This window comes from Candidatus Nomurabacteria bacterium (assembly GCA_023898425.1).
Classification (GTDB): Bacteria; Patescibacteriota; Patescibacteriia; order 2-12-FULL-60-25; family 2-12-FULL-60-25; genus HK-STAS-PATE-2.
In genome coordinates, this window is the sequence record CP060222.1 from 948,844 (window position 1) to 968,662 (window position 19,819).

The following is a 19,819-nucleotide window of genomic DNA, read 5'->3' on the forward strand; positions in this document are numbered from 1 at the left end:
AAGAATAGAATAAATACATATAGATATGCACAAGTTAGCAACGTACTTTTTAGAGGGAGTAAAATCCGTACTCATCGGTTCTATTGTTTTTATCGTTGCGTCAATAATTTTAGCGCCACCCTCTCACGCCGCCCCCGGCGTCCGTGCTAATGTCACCTACCAAGCTCGTCTCATGGATGCCTCAGGCTATCCAGTGGTAGATGGTGTCTATCAAATAGAGTTTAGTCTCTATGATGCAGCTGTAGCAGGCAATCGTCTTTGGTCAGCTAGTGGTACTACAGCTGTCCCTTTGCCTGTTAATGTCACCGTTCAAGATGGTCTCTTTACCGTTCTTCTTGGTGATGGTGTTACTCAACTCCCATTTACTGATATTGATTGGAACTCAGACAGCCTCTATCTCGGTGTAACTATTGGAGCCGATGGAGAAATGAGTCCTCGTAGACCTATTACAGCCGTCCCTCAAGCCATTAACTCCGCTCAACTTGGCGGAATGAGTCCTTCTAGTACCGATACCTACGGTGGAGAATCACAATTCACCATCACTCAAGCCTCAACAACGGCAGCCACTTCAACCAGAAGTGCTTTAGATGTGAGATCCTATGGCGCAAGTGCAGCAAATGACTTTGCTTTTAGAGCTCTCACCAATGCAGGTACGCCAGCATTTACTATTACCTCTCAAGGCGTTGTATCAAGCACGAATCTTATCGTTGCTGGTCAGAATGTTTGTTTAGCCGATGGGACGGATTGTTTGCCAGGGGGTATTGAGTCTGACACCCTTCTCTCCGTTACTAACCGAGGCTCTGTTGCTACAGCAACCCTCACCCTTCTTGGAGGAGCTATTTCTAATACCGTAAACGTTACAGATACAGCAACGATCGCAAATGCTGTTGTTACGAGTACTCTCACGGTTTCTGGGACAATCTCATCAAATCTTCTTCCAACCACTGACCTTACCTATTCTCTTGGTACACCATCTCTACGTTGGAATGGCAGTTTCGGCAATGTGACCATCCTTAATGGCACAACGACCAATGCCACCTCAACGAATTTCTTTGCTGCGAATGCAGCCTTAGGTTCTTTGATCGCAAACTCCGGCAATATCACAAGTCTTCTTGGTACCAACGCGACCTTTACGAGTGTTACATCAACCAACTTCTTCGCTTCTCTCGTATCTTCAACGCAAATTATCGTGAATGGCTTTGATGTTTGTACGAGTGATGGCGTGAACTGTCCTGCCGGTACTGGATCATTGCAGGATGCTTATGATGGAGGAAGGGCGATTTCATTAAACGATGGTCATATTGAGTTAACTTCGGTTACAGGCACATCAGCCGATGTATTTGCTGACAATCTTGGAGCTACATTTACGAGAATGATTGGTGGTGGTGTTGCAGGTGTTACAACCACGGGTTTTGATATTCTTGGTTATGATGATGGTTTTGAACGAGGAGTAGTTCTTTCATTTAGTTTGGATCGTGATGGAATATCAGCGCTTTCGGGCGAAAGCTATTTAAATAGCACCAGCACGGCTAATATTCGCTTTAACGCTGGAGAATTTTCACAATACTTAGAGCTCAGTAATAATACTTCTTCTTTGTATTTGGCTAACGACTATATTGATTTAGCTATTAATAACGGTTCTGATGCTAAAGCGAATATGTTTGTAGGACCAGACGGAGTTTTCTACTTTTCTGCACAGGGGTCAAATGGTTTTTTTGATCAAACAGGATATGAATTTTATAATGATGTATCTGCCGCGTCAGTAATGCAGATCATATCTCAAAATGGCGGTAATGGCATTTGGGTTGGTAGTGACAATGATCCTAATACACAAAGTTATTTCCCTGGAGCTATAAGTGATTTACTTTTTAGACCAAATACAACAGGCGGTCCTGGTACACAACTCTATGTAAATACTGACGGTACTGATACCGGTTGGACGGGTATTGCTACGGTAGACATGTTAAGCGGTGGGTTGACTGCTACAACACTTTCGCGCGTAGGAACATCTACAAGTCCTCTTGGGGTTGCTTATACAATGGACGTACAAGGTTCACTTCTCTTTTCAGTACACAATACCTATTTTGCGAATACGCATGATTGGAAGCTTTGGGATGTGTCCAATAAAGATGTTCCTGTTCAAGTATATGCGACTGGAAGTAGCGCATTAAACTATGTAAATTCTGGTAAATTAGCAGGTGATCGTTTGTATACGGTAGACACAACTTCTACAAAACTTTCAGTATTTGATATCTCTAATCCTTCGTTGCCAATTTTACTTGGATCGATGACAGGTACATCAACGCCTCTTTCACTTGAAAAAAAACTCGTTATTGAAGGTTCAAATGTCTACATGGCATCTGAAATTGGTTTAACGATTATTAATGCTAAAAATCCTGCGGCGATGTCAGTAACGAGTTTTACGAGTGTAGTGACTCCAGGCGGTGGTATTACGCCTGTACGCATGGATGCGCAGGATGGTTATGTATATCTTTCGACTAAGTTTGGTGTTTCGCAACCAACGTCAACCATTACGATTATCGACGCGCGTAACATCAATTCACCCTCCGTTGTAGATAGCTTTGAAGTTCCTGCAGCAACTTTTCGTGGGGATGATATAGCGGTTTCTAATGAAAAACTCTATATCTATATCTCTTCAGGAGGTAGCGAGTATATTCGCCGCTACTCTATTGCAGACCGTGAAAACCCAGTGTTAGAGACAACGTTCCCTGTAAACAATGGCACGGGTGAATTCTTTGTGAATAAAGGGTTGGTTATTACACGAGACGCTTCATCTATCATGTTATACAACGAAGATGGGCTTCTCATCGATTCGTCTTCAAGCTCGCATTCGGGAGCAATTACATACGAAGGTGGCCAAATTTATGCTAGTAACTTTGAAGGACCGACGATTAAGCTTGCTGTTTATGATATTGGAGGCGTTAATGTAAATGCCTTAAATGTTGCAAATGCGAGCATTGGTTCTGCTACGGTAGCGAATAATTTAACGGTTAACGGCAGATCCAGCTTTGTGAATGGTATTACGGTGCAGGGTCGTGGTGTTTGTTTGTCGGATGGTACTAACTGTCCTGCCTCTGGTTCAGGCTCCCTTCAGTCTGCATACGATCTTGGCCGAACTGTTACAACAACAAATGGTGGCATAACACTTCTTTCGCCTACCGTTGGCGGAACGAACCTATATCCAACGGCAGACTTAGATCTAAAAGAAATTATTGGCGGTGGATTTGAGTATGATCCAAATCAAGGCTTTGGGATTGCTCAATACAGCTCAACAACAGCTGCGGTTTCTAGTGGTACGATGATGTATTTTTCAACAGATCGTAGTAATCCTTTTGGTCCTTCTGCTACATCAACCTTTATTATATCCGACCTTGAGATTGGAGCGATGTATCTTGGTAATCCGCTAACAGATAACGTACTTTCATTGTATAACGATTCTTCAAGTCTAGTATTTGATAACTTTATTACACTTGATGCGCCAACGTTAAACTTCATCGGTGATCTAGATTTACAAGGCACCGTTACAAGTGATATTAGTCCATTCTCAAGTCTTTCATTTGATCTTGGTATTTCTACTGCTAGATGGAGATTTGGTTATTTTGGAACGGTAAGCAGCACGGCGGTGCAAGCTGGTTCGGTTACTGTGGGCGGTCAAAGTGTTTGTTTAGCAAATGGTACAAATTGTTTAGCGAATGGGTCACTTCAAAGCGCTTATAATATTGGTAAATCAATTACTTTAAACAGCGGTCATATCGAATTAACCTCAGTAACGGGCACAAGCTCAGATTTTCTTACGGAGGATTTTGGTGCTACAGCTACTCGAATGATTGGTGGTGGTATTGCCGGCGTTACGACCACCGGTTTTGATATCATAGGTTATGATACGGGGAACGGTAGAGGCGTAGAGCTCACATTTAGCTCAGATCGTGATGGTGTGAATGCGCCAGCTGGTCAAAGCTATCTGTACGGTGCAAGCACGGCAAGAATCTCTTATTTAACAGATAAGTTTGATAACCCATCGTTACTTCTCAGCACAAACACATCTACGATTACGGTTGGTAATGACTATCTTTATTTCTCAGTAGTGGATAATGGCACTAGCGCTGCAAACATGAGCATGGATATCGATGGCCTTTTCTCGCTCGAAACACAGGTAGGAGGTGGTGTGGATGATGTGGCACCAATTAGGTTCAGTAACGGTGTCGATATTGGAGCGATGATTGAGCTACGCTCTCAATTAACAAACGCCTCAATATGGCTTATTGATGATCAAGATCCAAATACGCTTGGTTACACGCCTTCCGCTATTAGTGACTTAATGTTCCGTTCAAATTCTACGGCGGGTCCAGGCTCCCAACTTTATGTAAATACTGATGGTACAGATACAGGTTGGACGGGTATTGCTACGGTAGATATGTTAAGCAGCCTCACGCTACAGGATGTTTACAATGCAGGCACATCTATTAGTACAGGCTTTGGTCCGGTGGTGCTAAACGCTTCAACCACAGGCCCTGATTTATTCCCTGCTTTTCCATGGTTAGATTCGTATCGCACTCTTGTTTCTAAAGGTTTTGATGATGACGGTATCGCCTTTAATCATGGCTCTGGTACATGGGACAATCAACATTATATCGAGTTCTTTAATGATGTATCTTTGCCGCCAATCACTTCTGTTTCTAGCTCATATATTATGGGTGATACTATGGCAGGAACACTTGATTTGGTTGGAGGAAGAGGTGTTAATATAGGGCTAGGAAATGCAACAACGACATTCAATACAAATGTCATCGTTGCCCCAGGAAAAGGTGTTGCGAGTAACTTCTCACCGTTTTTAAGCGATACCTATTCAATAGGAGATGCAAGCAAACGATGGGACCGAGGTTTCTTTAATGCGGTAAGTTCAACGCTCCTCGATTTAGTTAGCGGTTCAATTGCTATTGGTAATTATGGCGCGTCATCTACGCCTGTACTCTCAGCTTCTCACAACCAAGGTGGTATTGATGGCTTCGATGTCCTTATGCTTAATGATATTGGAGTGACAGGTACGGCGCTCTTTACAACCGCTGATCGAAGTAAGGGGTTACCATTCCAGAATAACGGTCTAACTAAGACAACTTCTACTGCATTATACAGTTATTATACAGATGTTTCTTCAACGTTGATTTTGCTAAACAAGGCAAATGACAATGCATCAATGATTAACATGACGGATAGCAATATTGATATTTCTGCTGCCGTAGGCACTTCTACAGATGGTCTTATAACTATGAGAGGAGAGTCTATTGGTCCTGCTGTCCGTGTTTCAAACAATAGCTCTTCGTTAGATCAAAGTTGGGATCTATTTGCTCGTCGTTTATTAGTGGGTGAAGCTGTAAGCGCGACGGGTACGGCTGATTATAATATGGTGATCAGTTATACAAATGCAGGGCTTTGTTTGGACGATGTAACCAACGGAGCAACCTGTCCAACATCTGTTGCAGGATCAATCTTTGCAGACGGTACCATCACTTCAGATGCGTTCGATCTTGCCGAAATGTACAATGTCTCCGGTACGGCCTCAGCTGGTGATCTCGTCAAAATCACAAAAACAGCTACGGCTACCGTAGAAATCACAAATGGTATCGAGTATGACAATGACACCATTGGTGTTATCTCCACAAAACCAGGTTTCTTGCTTGGTTGGGAAGGTGACGTTCAAGTAGCTCTTGCTGGTCGAGTCCCTACAAAAGTTTCTGTAGGAAACGGTACGATTGTAGCGGGTGATCGACTCACTACCTCACCAATCCCAGGAGTAGCCATGAAAGCAACGCGTCCTGGTCAAATCATTGGTATTGCTCTTGAAGATGCTAATGTTAGCGGAGTAATCGAAGTCTTTATTCAGCCAGGCTTTGATATGAGCTCAGCCTTTGCTGCCGATGGCTCAATGACGCTAGTAAATGAATATGGCTCTACAACATTTTCCGTAAGTGCCGAAGGTGATGCATTCTTCTTAGGCGGTGTTAGTGCAACAAGCTTTACGACACATGCGGCATTTGATCTCGCGGAACAATACGTTTCGGCAGATACGCTAGAGCCGGGTGACATTGTTGTTGCAAGTCCAAGCGGTAATCTCATGATTCAGCGTTCTGCTGATGCAAATACCTTGCCTATGGGTATTATCTCAACAGCTCCAGGGTTTACACTTGGCGCTAAGTCAGAAGGATCATATCCTGTAGCTCTTGCTGGCCGTGTTCCTACCAAGGTCTCTACAATTAATGGTTCTATTAAGGCTGGAGACTTGCTCGCACCAACGGATATTCCTGGCGTTGCAGGTAAAGCGGTAGAAGATGGCCCTGTAGTGGGCATTGCTCTTGAGAGTTATGAAGGTGCTGATACAGGAATGATTGAAGTCTTTGTAAAATCCGTTTGGTATTCGAAGCCTAATCAAACACCAGCGCAGATTATCGAAAATAACACCTATGTAACAAACATTTCTGAATCTTCGCCAAGTGTTGTTCGTCGCGGCCTCGCCTCTATTGAGTCTGGTGCCGTTAAAGTCCATGTCTCGTTTGAAACGTTGCTTGGCTACCCATTTGTACAGGTAACACCGCGCGGTCTCATTGTGGGATCATGGTCTACGGATAATTATAGCGATACAGGATTTGATATCATCTTAGAGCAACCGCAAACATTTGATGTGATCTTTGGTTGGGAGGCAAGTGCGCTTAGTGGCTCAACCATGATGATGATGTCTGATGGAACGAGCTTGCTTGTTGATCCAACGACTGGTCAGGTTATTGTGCAGGAGCCTGAAGAAGAGGTGGTTGATGATACTGAAATTATCACCGATCCTGATGTAGACGCTCCACAGGTAGATGTAGTAAGTGATCCAACAGTAGTATCTGAAGAAGTTCCTGTGCCAGAGTCTGCTCCTGAAGAGTAAAAACAATAAACAGTTTATACACATTTTATCAACAAGCCCCGTATGATGCGAAAAATGCACATACGGGGCTTTGTTTAGCGAAATATTATAACTTGGCTCATCGATTAGTTAATCAAAGCTATAATAAAGATAACCATTTGCAGAGTCCTGAATCTCGTTGGGGAATGAGATTCTTGTGATGAGAAGTGGTCAGTATGAAAGATATTTTGTGGGGTCTGATGTCACTGAAATAATCAGTAACATAAGATAAATGGTCTACTCATAAAATAGAAAATTCCTACCAATATATTATTGGCGGTATTGTTTTTGATATTGACTACAGCGATGGAGAGTAATCTCTATGAATATTTTGCAAAACGCAAAGCGCACGCTCTTTTTGCCGCAATACTATTTTGCGGTCTCCTTTTTTTCGACCTCTGCTCACGCCGCCCCGGCGTCCGTGCTAATGTCACCTACCAAGCTCGTCTCATGGATGCCTCAGGCTATCCAGTGGTAGATGGTGTCTATCAAATAGAGTTTAGTCTCTATGATGCAGCTGTAGCAGGCAATCGTCTTTGGTCAGCTAGTGGTACTACAGCTGTCCCTTTGCCTGTTAATGTCACCGTTCAAGATGGTCTCTTTACCGTTCTTCTTGGTGATGGTGTTACTCAACTCCCATTTACCAATATTGATTGGAACTCAGACAGCCTCTATCTCGGTGTAACTATTGGAGCCGATGGAGAAATGAGTCCACGAAGACCCATTACAGCCGTTCCTCAAGCCATTAATTCTGCTCAACTTGGCGGAATGAGTCCATCTAGTACTGACACCTATGGTGGAGAATCACAATTCACCATCACTCAAGCTTCAACCACCGCAGCCACTTCAACCAGAAGTGCTTTAGATGTGAGATCCTATGGCGCAAGTGCAGCAAATGACTTTGCTTTTAGAGCTCTCACCAATGCAGGTACGCCAGCATTTACTATTACCTCTCAAGGCGTTGTATCAAGCACGAATCTTATCGTTGCTGGTCAGAATGTTTGTTTAGCCGATGGGACGGATTGTTTGCCAGGGGGTATTGAGTCTGACACCCTTCTCTCCGTTACTAACCGAGGCTCTGTTGCTACAGCAACCCTCACCCTTCTTGGAGGAGCTATTTCTAATACCGTAAACGTTACAGATACAGCAACGATCGCAAATGCTGTTGTTACGAGTACTCTCACGGTTTCTGGGACAATCCATCAAATCTTCTTCCAACCACTGACCTTACCTATTCTCTTGGTACACCATCTCTACGTTGGAATGGCAGTTTCGGCAATGTGACCATCCTTAATGGCACAACGACCAATGCCACCTCAACGAATTTCTTTGCTGCGAATGCAGCCTTAGGTTCTTTGATCGCAAACTCCGGCAATATCACAAGTCTTCTTGCAACAAATGCGACATTCACAAGCGTTACTTCAACGAATGGCTTCTTCTCAAGCCTTGTTGGCTCCACCTTTGCTGCTGGTTCAGCAACGGTTGGTACTTCAACCATCGGTTTCGTGAATGTGACAGGCTCTCTTTTTGCTCCAAGTGGAACGATAACAGATCTTAATGGCTCTGGTCTCGTCTTCTCGAATGCAACCTTTACCAATGCGACCGCAACAACCCTCTTTGCTTCTCTTGTTTCTTCCTCTCAAATATTCGTTGGTGGTCAGAGCGTCTGTTTAGCAAATGGTACAAATTGTTTAGCGGATGGGTCACTTCAAAGCGCTTATAATGCTGGTAAATCCATCACGTTAAACAGCGGTCATATCGAATTAACCTCAGTAACGGGCACAAGCTCAGATTTTCTTACGGAGGATTTTGGTGCTACAGCTACTCGAATGATTGGTGGTGGTATTGCCGGCGTTACGACCACCGGTTTTGATATCATAGGTTATGATACGGGGAACGGTAGAGGCGTAGAGCTCACATTTAGCTCAGATCGTGATGGTGTGAATGCGCCAGCTGGTCAAAGCTATCTGTACGGTGCAAGCACGGCAAGAATCTCTTATTTAACAGATAAGTTTGATAACCCATCGTTACTTCTCAGCACAAACACATCTACGATTACGGTTGGTAATGACTATCTTTATTTCTCAGTAGTGGATAATGGCACTAGCGCTGCAAACATGAGCATGGATATCGATGGCCTTTTCTCGCTCGAAACACAGGTAGGAGGTGGTGTGGATGATGTGGCACCAATTAGGTTCAGTAACGGTGTCGATATTGAGCGATGATTGAGCTACGCTCTCAATTAACAAACGCCTCAATATGGCTTATTGATGATCAAGATCCAAATACGCTTGGTTACACGCCTTCCGCTATTAGTGACTTAATGTTCCGTTCAAATTCTACGGCGGGTCCAGGCTCCCAACTTTATGTAAATACTGATGGTACAGATACAGGTTGGACGGGTATTGCTACGGTAGATATGTTAAGCAGCCTCACGCTACAGGATGTTTACAATGCAGGCACATCTATTAGTACAGGCTTTGGTCCGGTGGTGCTAAACGCTTCAACCACAGGCCCTGATTTATTCCCTGCTTTTCCATGGTTAGATTCGTATCGCACTCTTGTTTCTAAAGGTTTTGATGATGACGGTATCGCCTTTAATCATGGCTCTGGTACATGGGACAATCAACATTATATTGAGTTCTTTAATGATGTATCTTTGCCGCCAATCACTTCTGTTTCTAGCTCATATATTATGGGTGATACTATGGCAGGAACACTTGATTTGGTTGGAGGAAGAGGTGTTAATATAGGGCTAGGAAATGCAACAACGACATTCAATACAAATATTATTGTAACCCCAGGAAAAGGTATTGCAAGTAATTTCTCACCGTTTTTAAATGATACCTATACTATAGGAGATGCTAGTAAACGTTGGAATCGAGGCTACTTTAACGCTGTAAGTTCTACGCTTCTTGATTTAGTTAGTGGTTCAGTTGTTATTGGTAATTATGGCGCGTCATCTACGCCTGTGCTCTCAGCTTCTCACAACCAAGGTGGTATTGATGGCTTCGATGTCCTTATGCTTAATGATATTGGAGTGACAGGTACGGCGCTCTTTACAACCGCTGATCGAAGTAAGGGGTTACCATTCCAGAATAACGGTCTAACTAAGACAACTTCTACTGCATTATACAGTTATTATACAGATGTTTCTTCAACGTTGATTTTGCTAAACAAGGCAAATGACAATGCATCAATGATTAACATGACGGATAGCAATATTGATATTTCTGCTGCCGTAGGCACTTCTACAGATGGTCTTATAACTATGAGAGGAGAGTCTATTGGTCCTGCTGTCCGTGTTTCAAACAATAGCTCTTCGTTAGATCAAAGTTGGGATCTATTTGCTCGTCGTTTATTAGTGGGTGAAGCTGTAAGCGCGACGGGTACGGCTGATTATAATATGGTGATCAGTTATACAAATGCAGGGCTTTGTTTGGACGATGTAACCAACGGAGCAACCTGTCCAACATCTGTTGCAGGATCAATCTTTGCAGACGGTACCATCACTTCAGATGCGTTCGATCTTGCCGAAATGTACAATGTCTCCGGTACGGCCTCAGCTGGTGATCTCGTCAAAATCACAAAAACAGCTACGGCTACCGTAGAAATCACAAATGGTATCGAGTATGACAATGACACCATTGGTGTTATCTCCACAAAACCAGGTTTCTTGCTTGGTTGGGAAGGTGACGTTCAAGTAGCTCTCGCTGGTCGAGTCCCTACAAAAGTTTCTGTAGGAAACGGTACGATTGTAGCTGGTGATCGTCTCACAACCTCGCCGATTCCAGGTGTAGCAATGAAGGCAACGCGCCCTGGACAAATCATCGGTATTGCTCTCGAAGACGCTCATGTTAGCGGTGTAATCGAAGTCTTTATTCAGCCTGGCTTTGATATGAGTTCTGCCTTTGCTGCGGATGGATCAATGACCCTTACAAATGAATACGGATCAACGACATTCTCTGTAAGTGCCGAAGGTGATGCGTTCTTCTTAGGCGGTGTTAGTGCAACAAGCTTTACGACGCATGCGGCATTTGATTTGGCTGAACGATATTCTTCGCCAGACAAGCTTGAGCCAGGAGACTTGGTAATGATCAATGCAAAAGCGGATATGCAAATGGTACGTACCATGGATGAATCTTCGACGGCCGTTGGTATTATTTACTACTGCCCTGGATTTACCTTGGTGCTGCTACTGAGGGGACATTCCCGGTTGCCTTAGCGGGCCGCGTGCCAACCAAGGTGTCTACAATGAATGGCGCTATTGCTTCAGGTGATGCAATTATGGTGTCTTCTATACCTGGTGTTGGAGTAAAAGCTACTAATGAAGGGATGATTGTAGGGTATGCGTTAGAATCATTCGAAAAAGGTGATATTGGGATGATTGAAGTCTTTGTCCAACCAGGTTATTGGATGCCTGCGCAAAACAACGCGAAGAATCTTACTGCTGACGTAGCTACCCAATCAGGCGCGCAGCATCAAGGATTCGCTTTTATTGAGATGGAAGGCACTTCGGTACATGTCTCATATCCGAGTATTCTTGCTTACCCTGTACCTCAGGTGACGGCCCTAACTCATGTAAAGGGAGATTGGTGGTTAGATAAAATTACCGACGAAGGGTTTGATATTGTTCTTGAAACAAAGCAAGACGTAGATATTCGATTTGCCTGGCAGGTAAATCCAGCTCAAGTTGGTACGCTTCAGTATCATTCTGATGGCACCTACGGTGAAATTGATCCGCTAACAGGTAAATTAATTGTGATTGAAGAGGATCCTATCGAAGAACCTGTAGATGATCCTGCAATAGACCAAATCGAAGAACCTATTGTACCAGAAGTCGTAGTTGAAGAGGTTGTTGAATAGCGATATTGATCTTAATTTAAAAAGCGCACAATATGCGCTTTTTAAATTGGCCTACGTATATGCTATACTCCACGCATTACTATAAACGCCCTTTTGGTATGTCCAATATTTTTTCTACTATCCAACCCTCTCCTTCGGTCCAAACGCCTGAACCGGCAAAAAAATGCCAGGTCTCGCGAAGTTTTTAAGTCGCTTTATTGACGGATGTTTGTACCTTTTGGTATTTGCGCTTCCGCTTATTGCTTGCCAAAGATTTACGGACGCCATTGATTTTAGCAAACAAAGCGTTTTAATCCCGGTTGTTGCTTTTATGCTAGTCGCTTGGATCGCAAAGGTTGTTGCGGAGCGCAAACTCGTCTTAACACGTCATTGGATGCATGTTGTTGTTGGGTTGTATGGTATCGGGTATTTATTGTCCGCGGCGTTTTCACAGGATAGAGCCCTCTCTCGTTTTTTGGAGCTCCGGGGCAGGTTGTTTGGTCGTTTGCAACCGTTATTTCGTTGATTGCTCTCTACTTTGTCGTTACACATCAAGTACGTTCAACGCAAAAGCTTTATGATCTTCTCTTAGCTTATCTAGGAGGCTCTTTGTTTGTTGCTCTATTTGGGTTATTGCAGATTTTTGGCGTACATCTCGTTGGTGGTGTTTTTCAAAACAATGGCATAAATACGGTCGGTACAGCATATTCGCTCGCCGCATATCTTGTTGTTCCGTTATTATTGTCCGCTGGACTCGCTTTTCATGGTTGCCGTAATAAAGTTTGTTTACTTGGTTCAAGTGGCACCGCAGGCAAAGTAGCAAGATTGATTGTATGGACGACGGGCATCGTATCACTTGCATACATTCTATTGGTTGATTATTGGCTTACTTGGGCGATTATTTTGGTGGGTGCCATTACGATGGTCGTTATTGCTTTTGCACGTACCAGAAAAGTAACAAGCCCTGTTAAGCTCGTGATCCCAGGATTGCTTATCCTTCTCTCTGTTGTACTCCTTGCCTTTAAAGTACCTGTTTCATTAAATGTCGCTAGCGAAGTATCACCTTCGGCAACAGCATCTTATGCCATTGCAAAACAGGCTTTACGTGACAATGTTATCTTTGGCACAGGTCCTGGCACATGGATTTACGATTATGCGAAATACCGTAATCAATTGGTAAACCTCTCGCCATTCTGGAATGTACGATTTGATCGTGGGTATTCTGCATTCATGACCTTGCTTGCTACAACAGGTATTGCTGGCATCTCGTTATGGCTTATTGTTATCTTGTCACTTGCAGTAAAAGCAGTCAGTAGGCTCTTTAAAAGAAAAAAAGATGATGATACGTGGTATGCCTACCTTGTTACCTTTACCGGTATCGTCGCAATTGTCTTTACATCATTTTTTGCACACGTAGGCGTTTCTCATCTCTTTGTCTTCTGGTTATTGCTTGCGCTCCTTGTTTCTCTTGCTGCAAAAACACCATTACCTGGGAGAAAGAATCATCGGTACTATTCGGATTATTATCCGTTAAGCTTGTTATCATGGCTGTTATCGCTATTTCTGTCACATGGCTTATTGGTCAACGTGCATTAGCAGAAATGCGTTTTACTAATGCTGTAAGTCAGTTTAGAACAAACGGCAATCTCGATGAGGTGATGAACAAGATACAGTCAGCGAATGAGCTCAACCCACTTTCTGATGTGTATACACGTAATCTTGCACAGGCAAATCTTGTAAAAGCAGCAAGACTTATCCAAACAAAGGCAACAGACGAAGATGCAAATAAGATCAACGCGGCTATCAAAGAAGCCGTTGACCAAGGCATCGAGGCGACAAAAGTAAATCCACGCAATGTAGATAATTGGTCCAACCTTGGTTTGATGTATCAATCGGTCGCGAGCTTTGTCCGTGGAGCCGATGAGTATGCTATTAAATACTATAGCGAAGCCTCAAAACTCGAGCCTCAAAACCCAGTATTCCTCACAGAAATCGGTAAGCTCTATCTTTTGCGCGCGGATGCCTATCGTTCCGCTATCGGCACAGCTGATGCAGCAAAAAAGGCAGAAGCGGAAAAAGGCGTCCAAGAAAACCTTGCTCTTTCAGAAGATTTCTTAAAGAAAGCGATAACAGCAAAGCCAGACTATCTTGCAGCTCGTTATCAGCTCGGTGTTGTTTATGAACGTCAAAATCGCGTAAAAGATGCCGTTGGCGAATTAGAAAAGGTCCTTGTCCTTAATAACAAAGACGTAGGTGTCGCCTTCGAATTATCCATTCTCTACTACCGTGATGGACGTAAGGATCAGAGTCGCGATCTTTTAGAAAAGATAGTCCAGTTTGCACCTGATAATGCAAATGCACGATGGTATCTTGCAGCTCTTCAAGAAGAGCAGGGTCTCTACGAAAAAGCTCTTGCAACCCTTAAGCCAGTACAAGATCTTTATCCAGATAGCGATGCGGTAAAACAACGCGTCAATAGCATCTCAGCTGCAAAAGCAGCGCAAGAAGCTCCAAAGCCACAAGCGCTTCCTGAGCCAATTCAAGAATCTATTCAAACACAAAGCCCTTCTACACCCGTGCAACCATAATCTTATGCCTAGCTTACGACGTATCTTTTCTCAACTCTTTGAGAAAATTGGAGACTATCTCTCTGATGATACGTCGTATGGTTTAGGCATGTCAGAAGAATATGCTGCTACAGCAAAAGATGCGCGCGCAAGGCTTCTCGCAGAAACGAAAGCCTTACGTGCGCATTTTCGTGAAACGTTAAAAGCATATGACCAGTCTTTGGCAGAAGTTCAAAAGTCACTCGAATCCGATAAAGATCAGGCATTATTGTCAAAAGCTTCTTCTATTACCCAAGATCTAAGGTCTACAAGAAAGGCGTTGTACCGCGCATTACTCGCAAGACAGGATAAACAGGCTCTCGTAACCGAGTTAAATGAATGGAAGCAGCATCAAGCGATGTCTCATGGCGCAAAAAGTGAAATCCGTCATGAGCGTATGGAGATGCTTGAAAGCGAATTACGAACACGTCAGGTGTATAAAGACGCAGAGACTCTCCCAGAGCGTAACGTAAATCAATCTGAGGATGATGATGTGAACACTCCAGCCCCTATAGAGATAGCGGTCACTGAGACAGAGGTTGTGCAAAGACTCCCGGTTATTGAACTATGGAGATCACTACAACCAACAACACAAGATATCGAGAAATCTTGGTTAATAGTATTAAAAAAAGCAATGCATCCTGCACTAGATCCAAAAGCATCACTTGCATTAATGAAATCATTCAAGCAAGCACAGGGCGCGATGAAGCAATCAGATAAAAGAAACAATGTTAAAAGAGATAGAATCGCGCTTTTTGAAGAAGTACGTTAAACAAAAAACCACCAAATGGTGGTTTTTTGTATGGTGGACCCTAGCGGGTTCGAACCGCTGACCTCTTCCATGCCATGGAAGCGCTCTACCAGCTGAGCTAAGGGCCCGAGATTGTGCCGAAAGAATGCCATAGCACGATAAACGGGTCAATGAAGCAAAAGAAATCCCCCTGGCTTTTTAGCGAGGGGGATACTGATCATCTGATCGAGTAGATCAGAAGCTGCGAAAGAGTGCTATACCGTTCGCGGGAGACCCGTCTTTTCGGATGAGCTCTTCAGACATGTAGCGAATCTTGCGATTGTCCTTTTTGAGGGTGCCAGCATGCTGAAGACTGAGTAGATCATAGAATGGCTTCATGATCAGGTCTGGTTTGTAGATCGGCGCTTCGAGCACGCGCAAGAAGAACGCGGCTATCTCTTGCGAAGTGCTGATCAGGTCGGCAAGCGCCTTTGCGCTTCTATCGTGATCGTCTTCGACGAGATAGGCGTTGATCGCGCGCTCCAGGGACAGTAAGGCCTCAAAGGCTATATGCGAGGAGGTTGAACCATCGTTGAAGAAAGCAAATGCCGTCTGTTGGCCCCGCATGATGTCACGTTGCCAACGAGCGCAACATGCATCACCGTCCACCAAGGGCAGTGGCTCGGTGTAACGAGCGATGAGCTCGTCAAAAGATGAGGTTAAACCAGCTTTTTGCAAACGCGTAAAGCGTTGATGCTTTGACCAGTAGAAGGGGTGCCACGGTTCAGTCCGAGCGGTGTGAACCTTTTTGTAGGTATATCCACCGTAGATGTAGCCATCTAGGACATCTGACATTCCACGTAGCTCAGGTGGAGCATTTCGCTTGAGTTGTTGGTGCGAGAAGTTGCCAATCAATTGGCGTTTGCCATCCTGTATACGATAGCGAAAGATGCCTCCTGTTGGCTGATGGCCACCGAGACCTTCATCTAATTGAGGCTTGTTCGTTAGCGCTTGCGACTGATAAACAAGTAACTCGCCATTGTCGTAGTAAGCCGCTGTCTCGAGGAGACGCTGCTTTTGTACATACTTTGGCAGCTTATTAAGCTTGTCGAGTACGTATTGGTTTCTTGCTAGAACGTCATTGAGGTATGCGTTATAGAGCCCACATACCGCTTCTATGAGTTGCAATAAGATAAACCGTGTATCAGCAGGGTACTGCGTTGGGCGTATCTCGACCTGCGTGTCTAGCGTTTTTGTTGCTGTTTGCATCTGACTTCTCCAGCTTTTGTTAAAGAACGAGCCTATGTATTAGCGCGGTTTTCTTTGGTTTGTCAAGAATCTGCTTTCTATGTTATTGATGAAACGCTATGTACATCAATCACCCAGATAAGCTTGCTCGATTCCAGGCAATTATCCGACACGGAGACTGGAGCACCGTTCATGTTTTAGCAGATTTTGACGGCACGCTCACCAAGACACAAAAAGATGGAAAAAAACTACCATCCGCCATCTCAGTTCTACGCCAAGATGGTGATTATCTTGGAGAAGCCTATGCGTTAAGCGCTCAAGCGCTTTATGACAAGTACGCTCCTTTTGAATCTGACAAAACACGAACGCTTGTTGAACGTAAAGCAAAGATGTTTGAGTGGTGGATGGCGCACTATGCGCTATTAGTAGAAAGCGGCATGAATCTCAAGCATCTTAACCAGATTTTAGATGCTGAGCTTCTCGAATTAAAGGAGTCATGCGGTGACCTTTTTGCGCTCTTTTCGCATCATAACGTCCCGATAATTATCCTTTCTGCCTCAGGTATTGGTGAGATCATTCCTTTGTTCTTGAAGCGAAAGAATGTCTACATGGATAATATTCATGTTATCTCGAATCGTATGGAGTTTGATAAAGAGGGAAACTTTACAAAGATTATCCCACCAGTTGTTCACTCATTAAATAAAGATGAAGTGACGGTAACTCTCATTCCAGAGGTGGATAGAGCGATAACGAAGCGTAAAAACGTTTTGTTATTGGGTGATAGTCTCGGTGATCTCGGAATGATTACTGGTTTTGAAGCCGATTCTGTTCTCACCGTTGGTTTTACTAATGAAAGTGAACCCATCTCAGAGAGGTATGGTGCAATGAAAGAAAAATACGATGTCATTATCGAAGGAGATAGTGTCGCTCCATTGCTAACGCTCCTTGTTTAACTCTTCTATAAAACCTCCCTATTGGGAGGTTTTATTGCTTAATAAGCGCCAACTGTGTGTCAAAAAAGAAGCACTGCCATTAAGCCATAAGCTAGATTCGAAAAGCGTATTTTCTTGGAAATAGTGAGTTGTTATTCATAGCTATTTGATAGCAAAATCCTCTCTGAAAAGAGAGGATTTTTTGTTACTTGGTGTATTTGAGTGGGTTTAAACGAATGCCGTTGAGGTATACCTCGTAGTGAAGGTGAGTACCTGTTGAGCGACCTGTTGTACCAACCATCGCGATCACCTCACCGCGCTTCACCTTTTGACCAACCTTTACGAAGATCTTGGAGGCGTGAGCATAGCGGGTCTTAAAACCATTTGGATGCTCAATGATTATTTGCATACCGTAACCACCCGAGTTCCAGCCCGATGTTGTCACAACACCGTCTTCGGAGGCATAAATTGGATCCGTATAGTCACCTTCGATATCAAGACCGGTATGATTCCAGCCATAGTATTGGTTGATTTGTCTTAAGCGTGTTGGCCAAAGGAGTTTGGTGGTTGGTGCATCTTCAACGATGTCTGCTGGTTTTGGACGAGAGTCATCCTTACCGGAGATCTCTTGGTAAACGTCTACTGCTTTACCAGCAATACGTGAGATTGGAACATCTGCTTTGATGGATGTACCAGGTTGCTTAACAGCAACAGGTGTTGCAGAAGAAACCGGGGATCCGCCTGGGATAATAAGCTCAGCGCCCACACTAAGTTGGTTGAGCTCAAGATTATTTGCTTTCGTGATCGCTTCTTCGTCCACTCCGTAAAGTTTCGCTACCTTAGAAAGCGTCTCGTTTTTCGCTACCTTGTGTAAGACACCAGACACTGGTGGGATGCGTAGCGTCATGCCCGGTTTAATAAGTGAGCGAACTGTAAGGTTGTTTGCCCAGAGAATGGTTCCGACATTTACGCCGTAGTCACGAGCAATAGAGCCGATAACATCGCCTTCTTTTACGACATAGTCTTCTGTTTTCGTGCGAGTGAGAGTAATAGCTTCGTGTCCTTCAAGTACTTCGTGCTCAGGCAAGACAGCAATCGAGCCCGGAACCGATGTGTCGGCAATTTCGCTATCACCATAATCAAAATCAATAGCAGGCACGGCTTCAATAACACCAGCGTCGGCAAGATATTGGGTATTATTAACGGTATTGTCTGTATAGACACGTTCTTCAACGATGGTGTCGCGACCATCCGTAACAAGGGTGTAGAGAAGGCTGCGTTGACCAGCATCTAAAGCGATAGCGCCTTTTGCTTGTAACTGACTATAAACAGAGACCGCTGTAATTACGAGTAAAACAGCATGAAAAGCGTAACGATTGGTAAATACTGAAAAGAGAAAGCCTCTCGTTGTTACGCTGACTTTATTAATACGGAGACGGATCGTCATGATAAGACGATAAAGCGGGCGAATCAGCCATTTACCCAAAAAACCGCCAATCTTAGCAAAAAATGGTCCTGTAGGGCGGATGATAGATAAAAAAGCGCGGCGCACGGCATTAAGGCCACGGAGGGTGGCTAGGATGGCGCGCGTCGCGAGACGTATGAGTGGATTGGGGGTAGTAGACATACCGAGGTCTTGATACAGACGCGTTGAGATTGTTTTGAGCAATCATCGGGCGCCTCTACTTCAGACAATCAAAGCGGTAAAAACACCAACTTTGAATTTAGGTCACAAGACGTTAGCAGATTTGGCATGCTAGGTCAATGAATATGTGTAATTTAATATTAGCATAAAAGAACGAAGAAAGACAGATGATTGAAAAAACAGATATAGAAAGAGCCCGCCGTTGAAATGATCTCAGGCGGGCTCAGGAAAGGGTTGTTAGTTTTGCTGGCCACTCCGCTTCACAGCGGTATTTTGTTGCCGTCTTGGTTCAAACAAAGTATCATAAATACTAAATAATGTCAAGAGGGTGGGTGACAATTACTCCTGCCCGACCACGTCCCTAATCATCCTTGTCCTTCTTTAGGAAAGAAGGAATTCTGATGGCCAGACCTCTGAAGTCAGTTGCCCTTCTTTCCTAAAGAAGGGGCAGGGGATGATTCGGGGTGAAGGTATGTCAGTAAATCTGCTCTCACCTTTTCAATGCAATGGAGGACTTGATCATTTGTATATCGTAGTACGGTTAATCCTAATTCGTTGAGATATCTTGTTCGGGCATTATCATAATCCGTGCTGTATTTGTGGATTTCCCCATCAATTTCAATCACAATCTTTTGCTTCGAACAATAAAAATCGGCGATGAATTGATGAATCGGCTTCTGCCTATTCCAAGTGTATTGATTAAAAGGGTGAGTTTTTAAAACAGACCTCCAAAAGACCCGTTCTGCAATCGTTTGTTCTTTTCTTAGCTCTTTAGATTTGTTGTACAAGTCTTTTCGATATTCAAATCGTGCTCCAAAGGTATTCATATGCTATTCAGATTCATTCACCCTT

Annotated in this window: 13 protein-coding genes and 1 tRNA gene; 10 read left to right on the top strand and 4 right to left on the bottom strand. The window is 43.9% G+C overall.

The features are described 5' to 3' along the window. Nucleotides 1-25 precede the first annotated feature (25 nt). The 9 genes from H6759_05240 to H6759_05280 all read left to right on the top strand — a co-directional run bounded on the left by H6759_05240 (nt 26) and on the right by H6759_05280 (nt 15,184). Nucleotides 26-6,943, top strand: a complete 6,918-nt coding sequence (locus H6759_05240; protein ID USN52386.1) for a hypothetical protein — start codon at nt 26-28, stop codon at nt 6,941-6,943. Between the two features lie 324 nt (nt 6,944-7,267). Further along, nucleotides 7,268-8,245 (top strand): hypothetical protein, encoded by a 978-nt coding sequence (locus H6759_05245; protein ID USN52387.1) that lies wholly within the window; start codon nt 7,268-7,270, stop codon nt 8,243-8,245. Next, nucleotides 8,242-9,186: a hypothetical protein gene (locus H6759_05250; protein USN52388.1), complete on the top strand. Its 945-nt coding sequence runs from the start codon at nt 8,242-8,244 to the stop codon at nt 9,184-9,186. Before H6759_05245 ends, H6759_05250 begins: the two co-directional genes overlap by 4 nt. After that, nucleotides 9,183-11,186 carry a hypothetical protein gene (locus tag H6759_05255; protein USN52389.1) on the top strand — a complete coding sequence of 668 codons (2,004 nt, stop codon included), beginning with the start codon at nt 9,183-9,185 and terminating at the stop codon, nt 11,184-11,186. The genes H6759_05250 and H6759_05255 overlap by 4 nt, the downstream gene beginning before the upstream one ends. Nucleotides 11,187-11,215: 29 nt before the next feature. Then, entirely contained in the window at nt 11,216-11,827 is a 612-nt protein-coding gene (locus tag H6759_05260; GenBank protein USN52390.1) for a hypothetical protein, read from the top strand. A gap of 163 nt (nt 11,828-11,990) precedes the next feature. Next, a complete protein-coding gene (locus H6759_05265) occupies nt 11,991-12,332 on the top strand; it encodes a hypothetical protein (protein ID USN52391.1) in 342 nt (113 codons plus the stop codon). Further along, nucleotides 12,329-13,402, top strand: coding sequence for a hypothetical protein (locus H6759_05270; GenBank protein ID USN52392.1), 1,074 nt, complete (start codon nt 12,329-12,331; stop codon nt 13,400-13,402). Before H6759_05265 ends, H6759_05270 begins: the two co-directional genes overlap by 4 nt. Further along, a complete protein-coding gene (locus tag H6759_05275) occupies nt 13,351-14,394 on the top strand; it encodes a tetratricopeptide repeat protein (GenBank protein USN52393.1) in 1,044 nt (347 codons plus the stop codon). The genes H6759_05270 and H6759_05275 overlap by 52 nt, the downstream gene beginning before the upstream one ends. 4 nt (nt 14,395-14,398) lie before the next feature. Then, the gene (locus tag H6759_05280) at nt 14,399-15,184 is read left to right on the top strand and encodes a hypothetical protein (protein ID USN52394.1); all 786 of its coding nucleotides are present in this window, start codon (nt 14,399-14,401) and stop codon (nt 15,182-15,184) included. Between the two features lie 31 nt (nt 15,185-15,215). Here the strand turns inward: H6759_05280 and H6759_05285 are convergent. Then, nucleotides 15,216-15,291, bottom strand: a tRNA-Ala gene (locus H6759_05285). A gap of 106 nt (nt 15,292-15,397) precedes the next feature. Beyond that, nucleotides 15,398-16,411, bottom strand: a complete 1,014-nt coding sequence (locus H6759_05290) for a hypothetical protein (GenBank protein USN52395.1) — start codon at nt 16,409-16,411, stop codon at nt 15,398-15,400. A 98-nt stretch (nt 16,412-16,509) separates the two neighbouring features. Between H6759_05290 and H6759_05295 the strand changes: the two genes are divergently transcribed. Next, entirely contained in the window at nt 16,510-17,343 is an 834-nt protein-coding gene (locus H6759_05295) for a hypothetical protein (protein USN52396.1), read from the top strand. Nucleotides 17,344-17,527: 184 nt separating this feature from the next. Here H6759_05295 and H6759_05300 read toward each other — a convergent pair whose 3' ends face one another. Both H6759_05300 and H6759_05305 read right to left on the bottom strand, forming a co-directional pair. After that, complete coding sequence (locus tag H6759_05300) at nt 17,528-18,949, bottom strand: M23 family metallopeptidase (GenBank protein USN52397.1); 1,422 nt, start codon at nt 18,947-18,949, stop codon at nt 17,528-17,530. A gap of 437 nt (nt 18,950-19,386) precedes the next feature. Continuing rightward, a complete protein-coding gene (locus H6759_05305) occupies nt 19,387-19,794 on the bottom strand; it encodes a DUF559 domain-containing protein (GenBank protein ID USN52398.1) in 408 nt (135 codons plus the stop codon). Between the last annotated feature and the right edge of the window lie 25 nt (nt 19,795-19,819).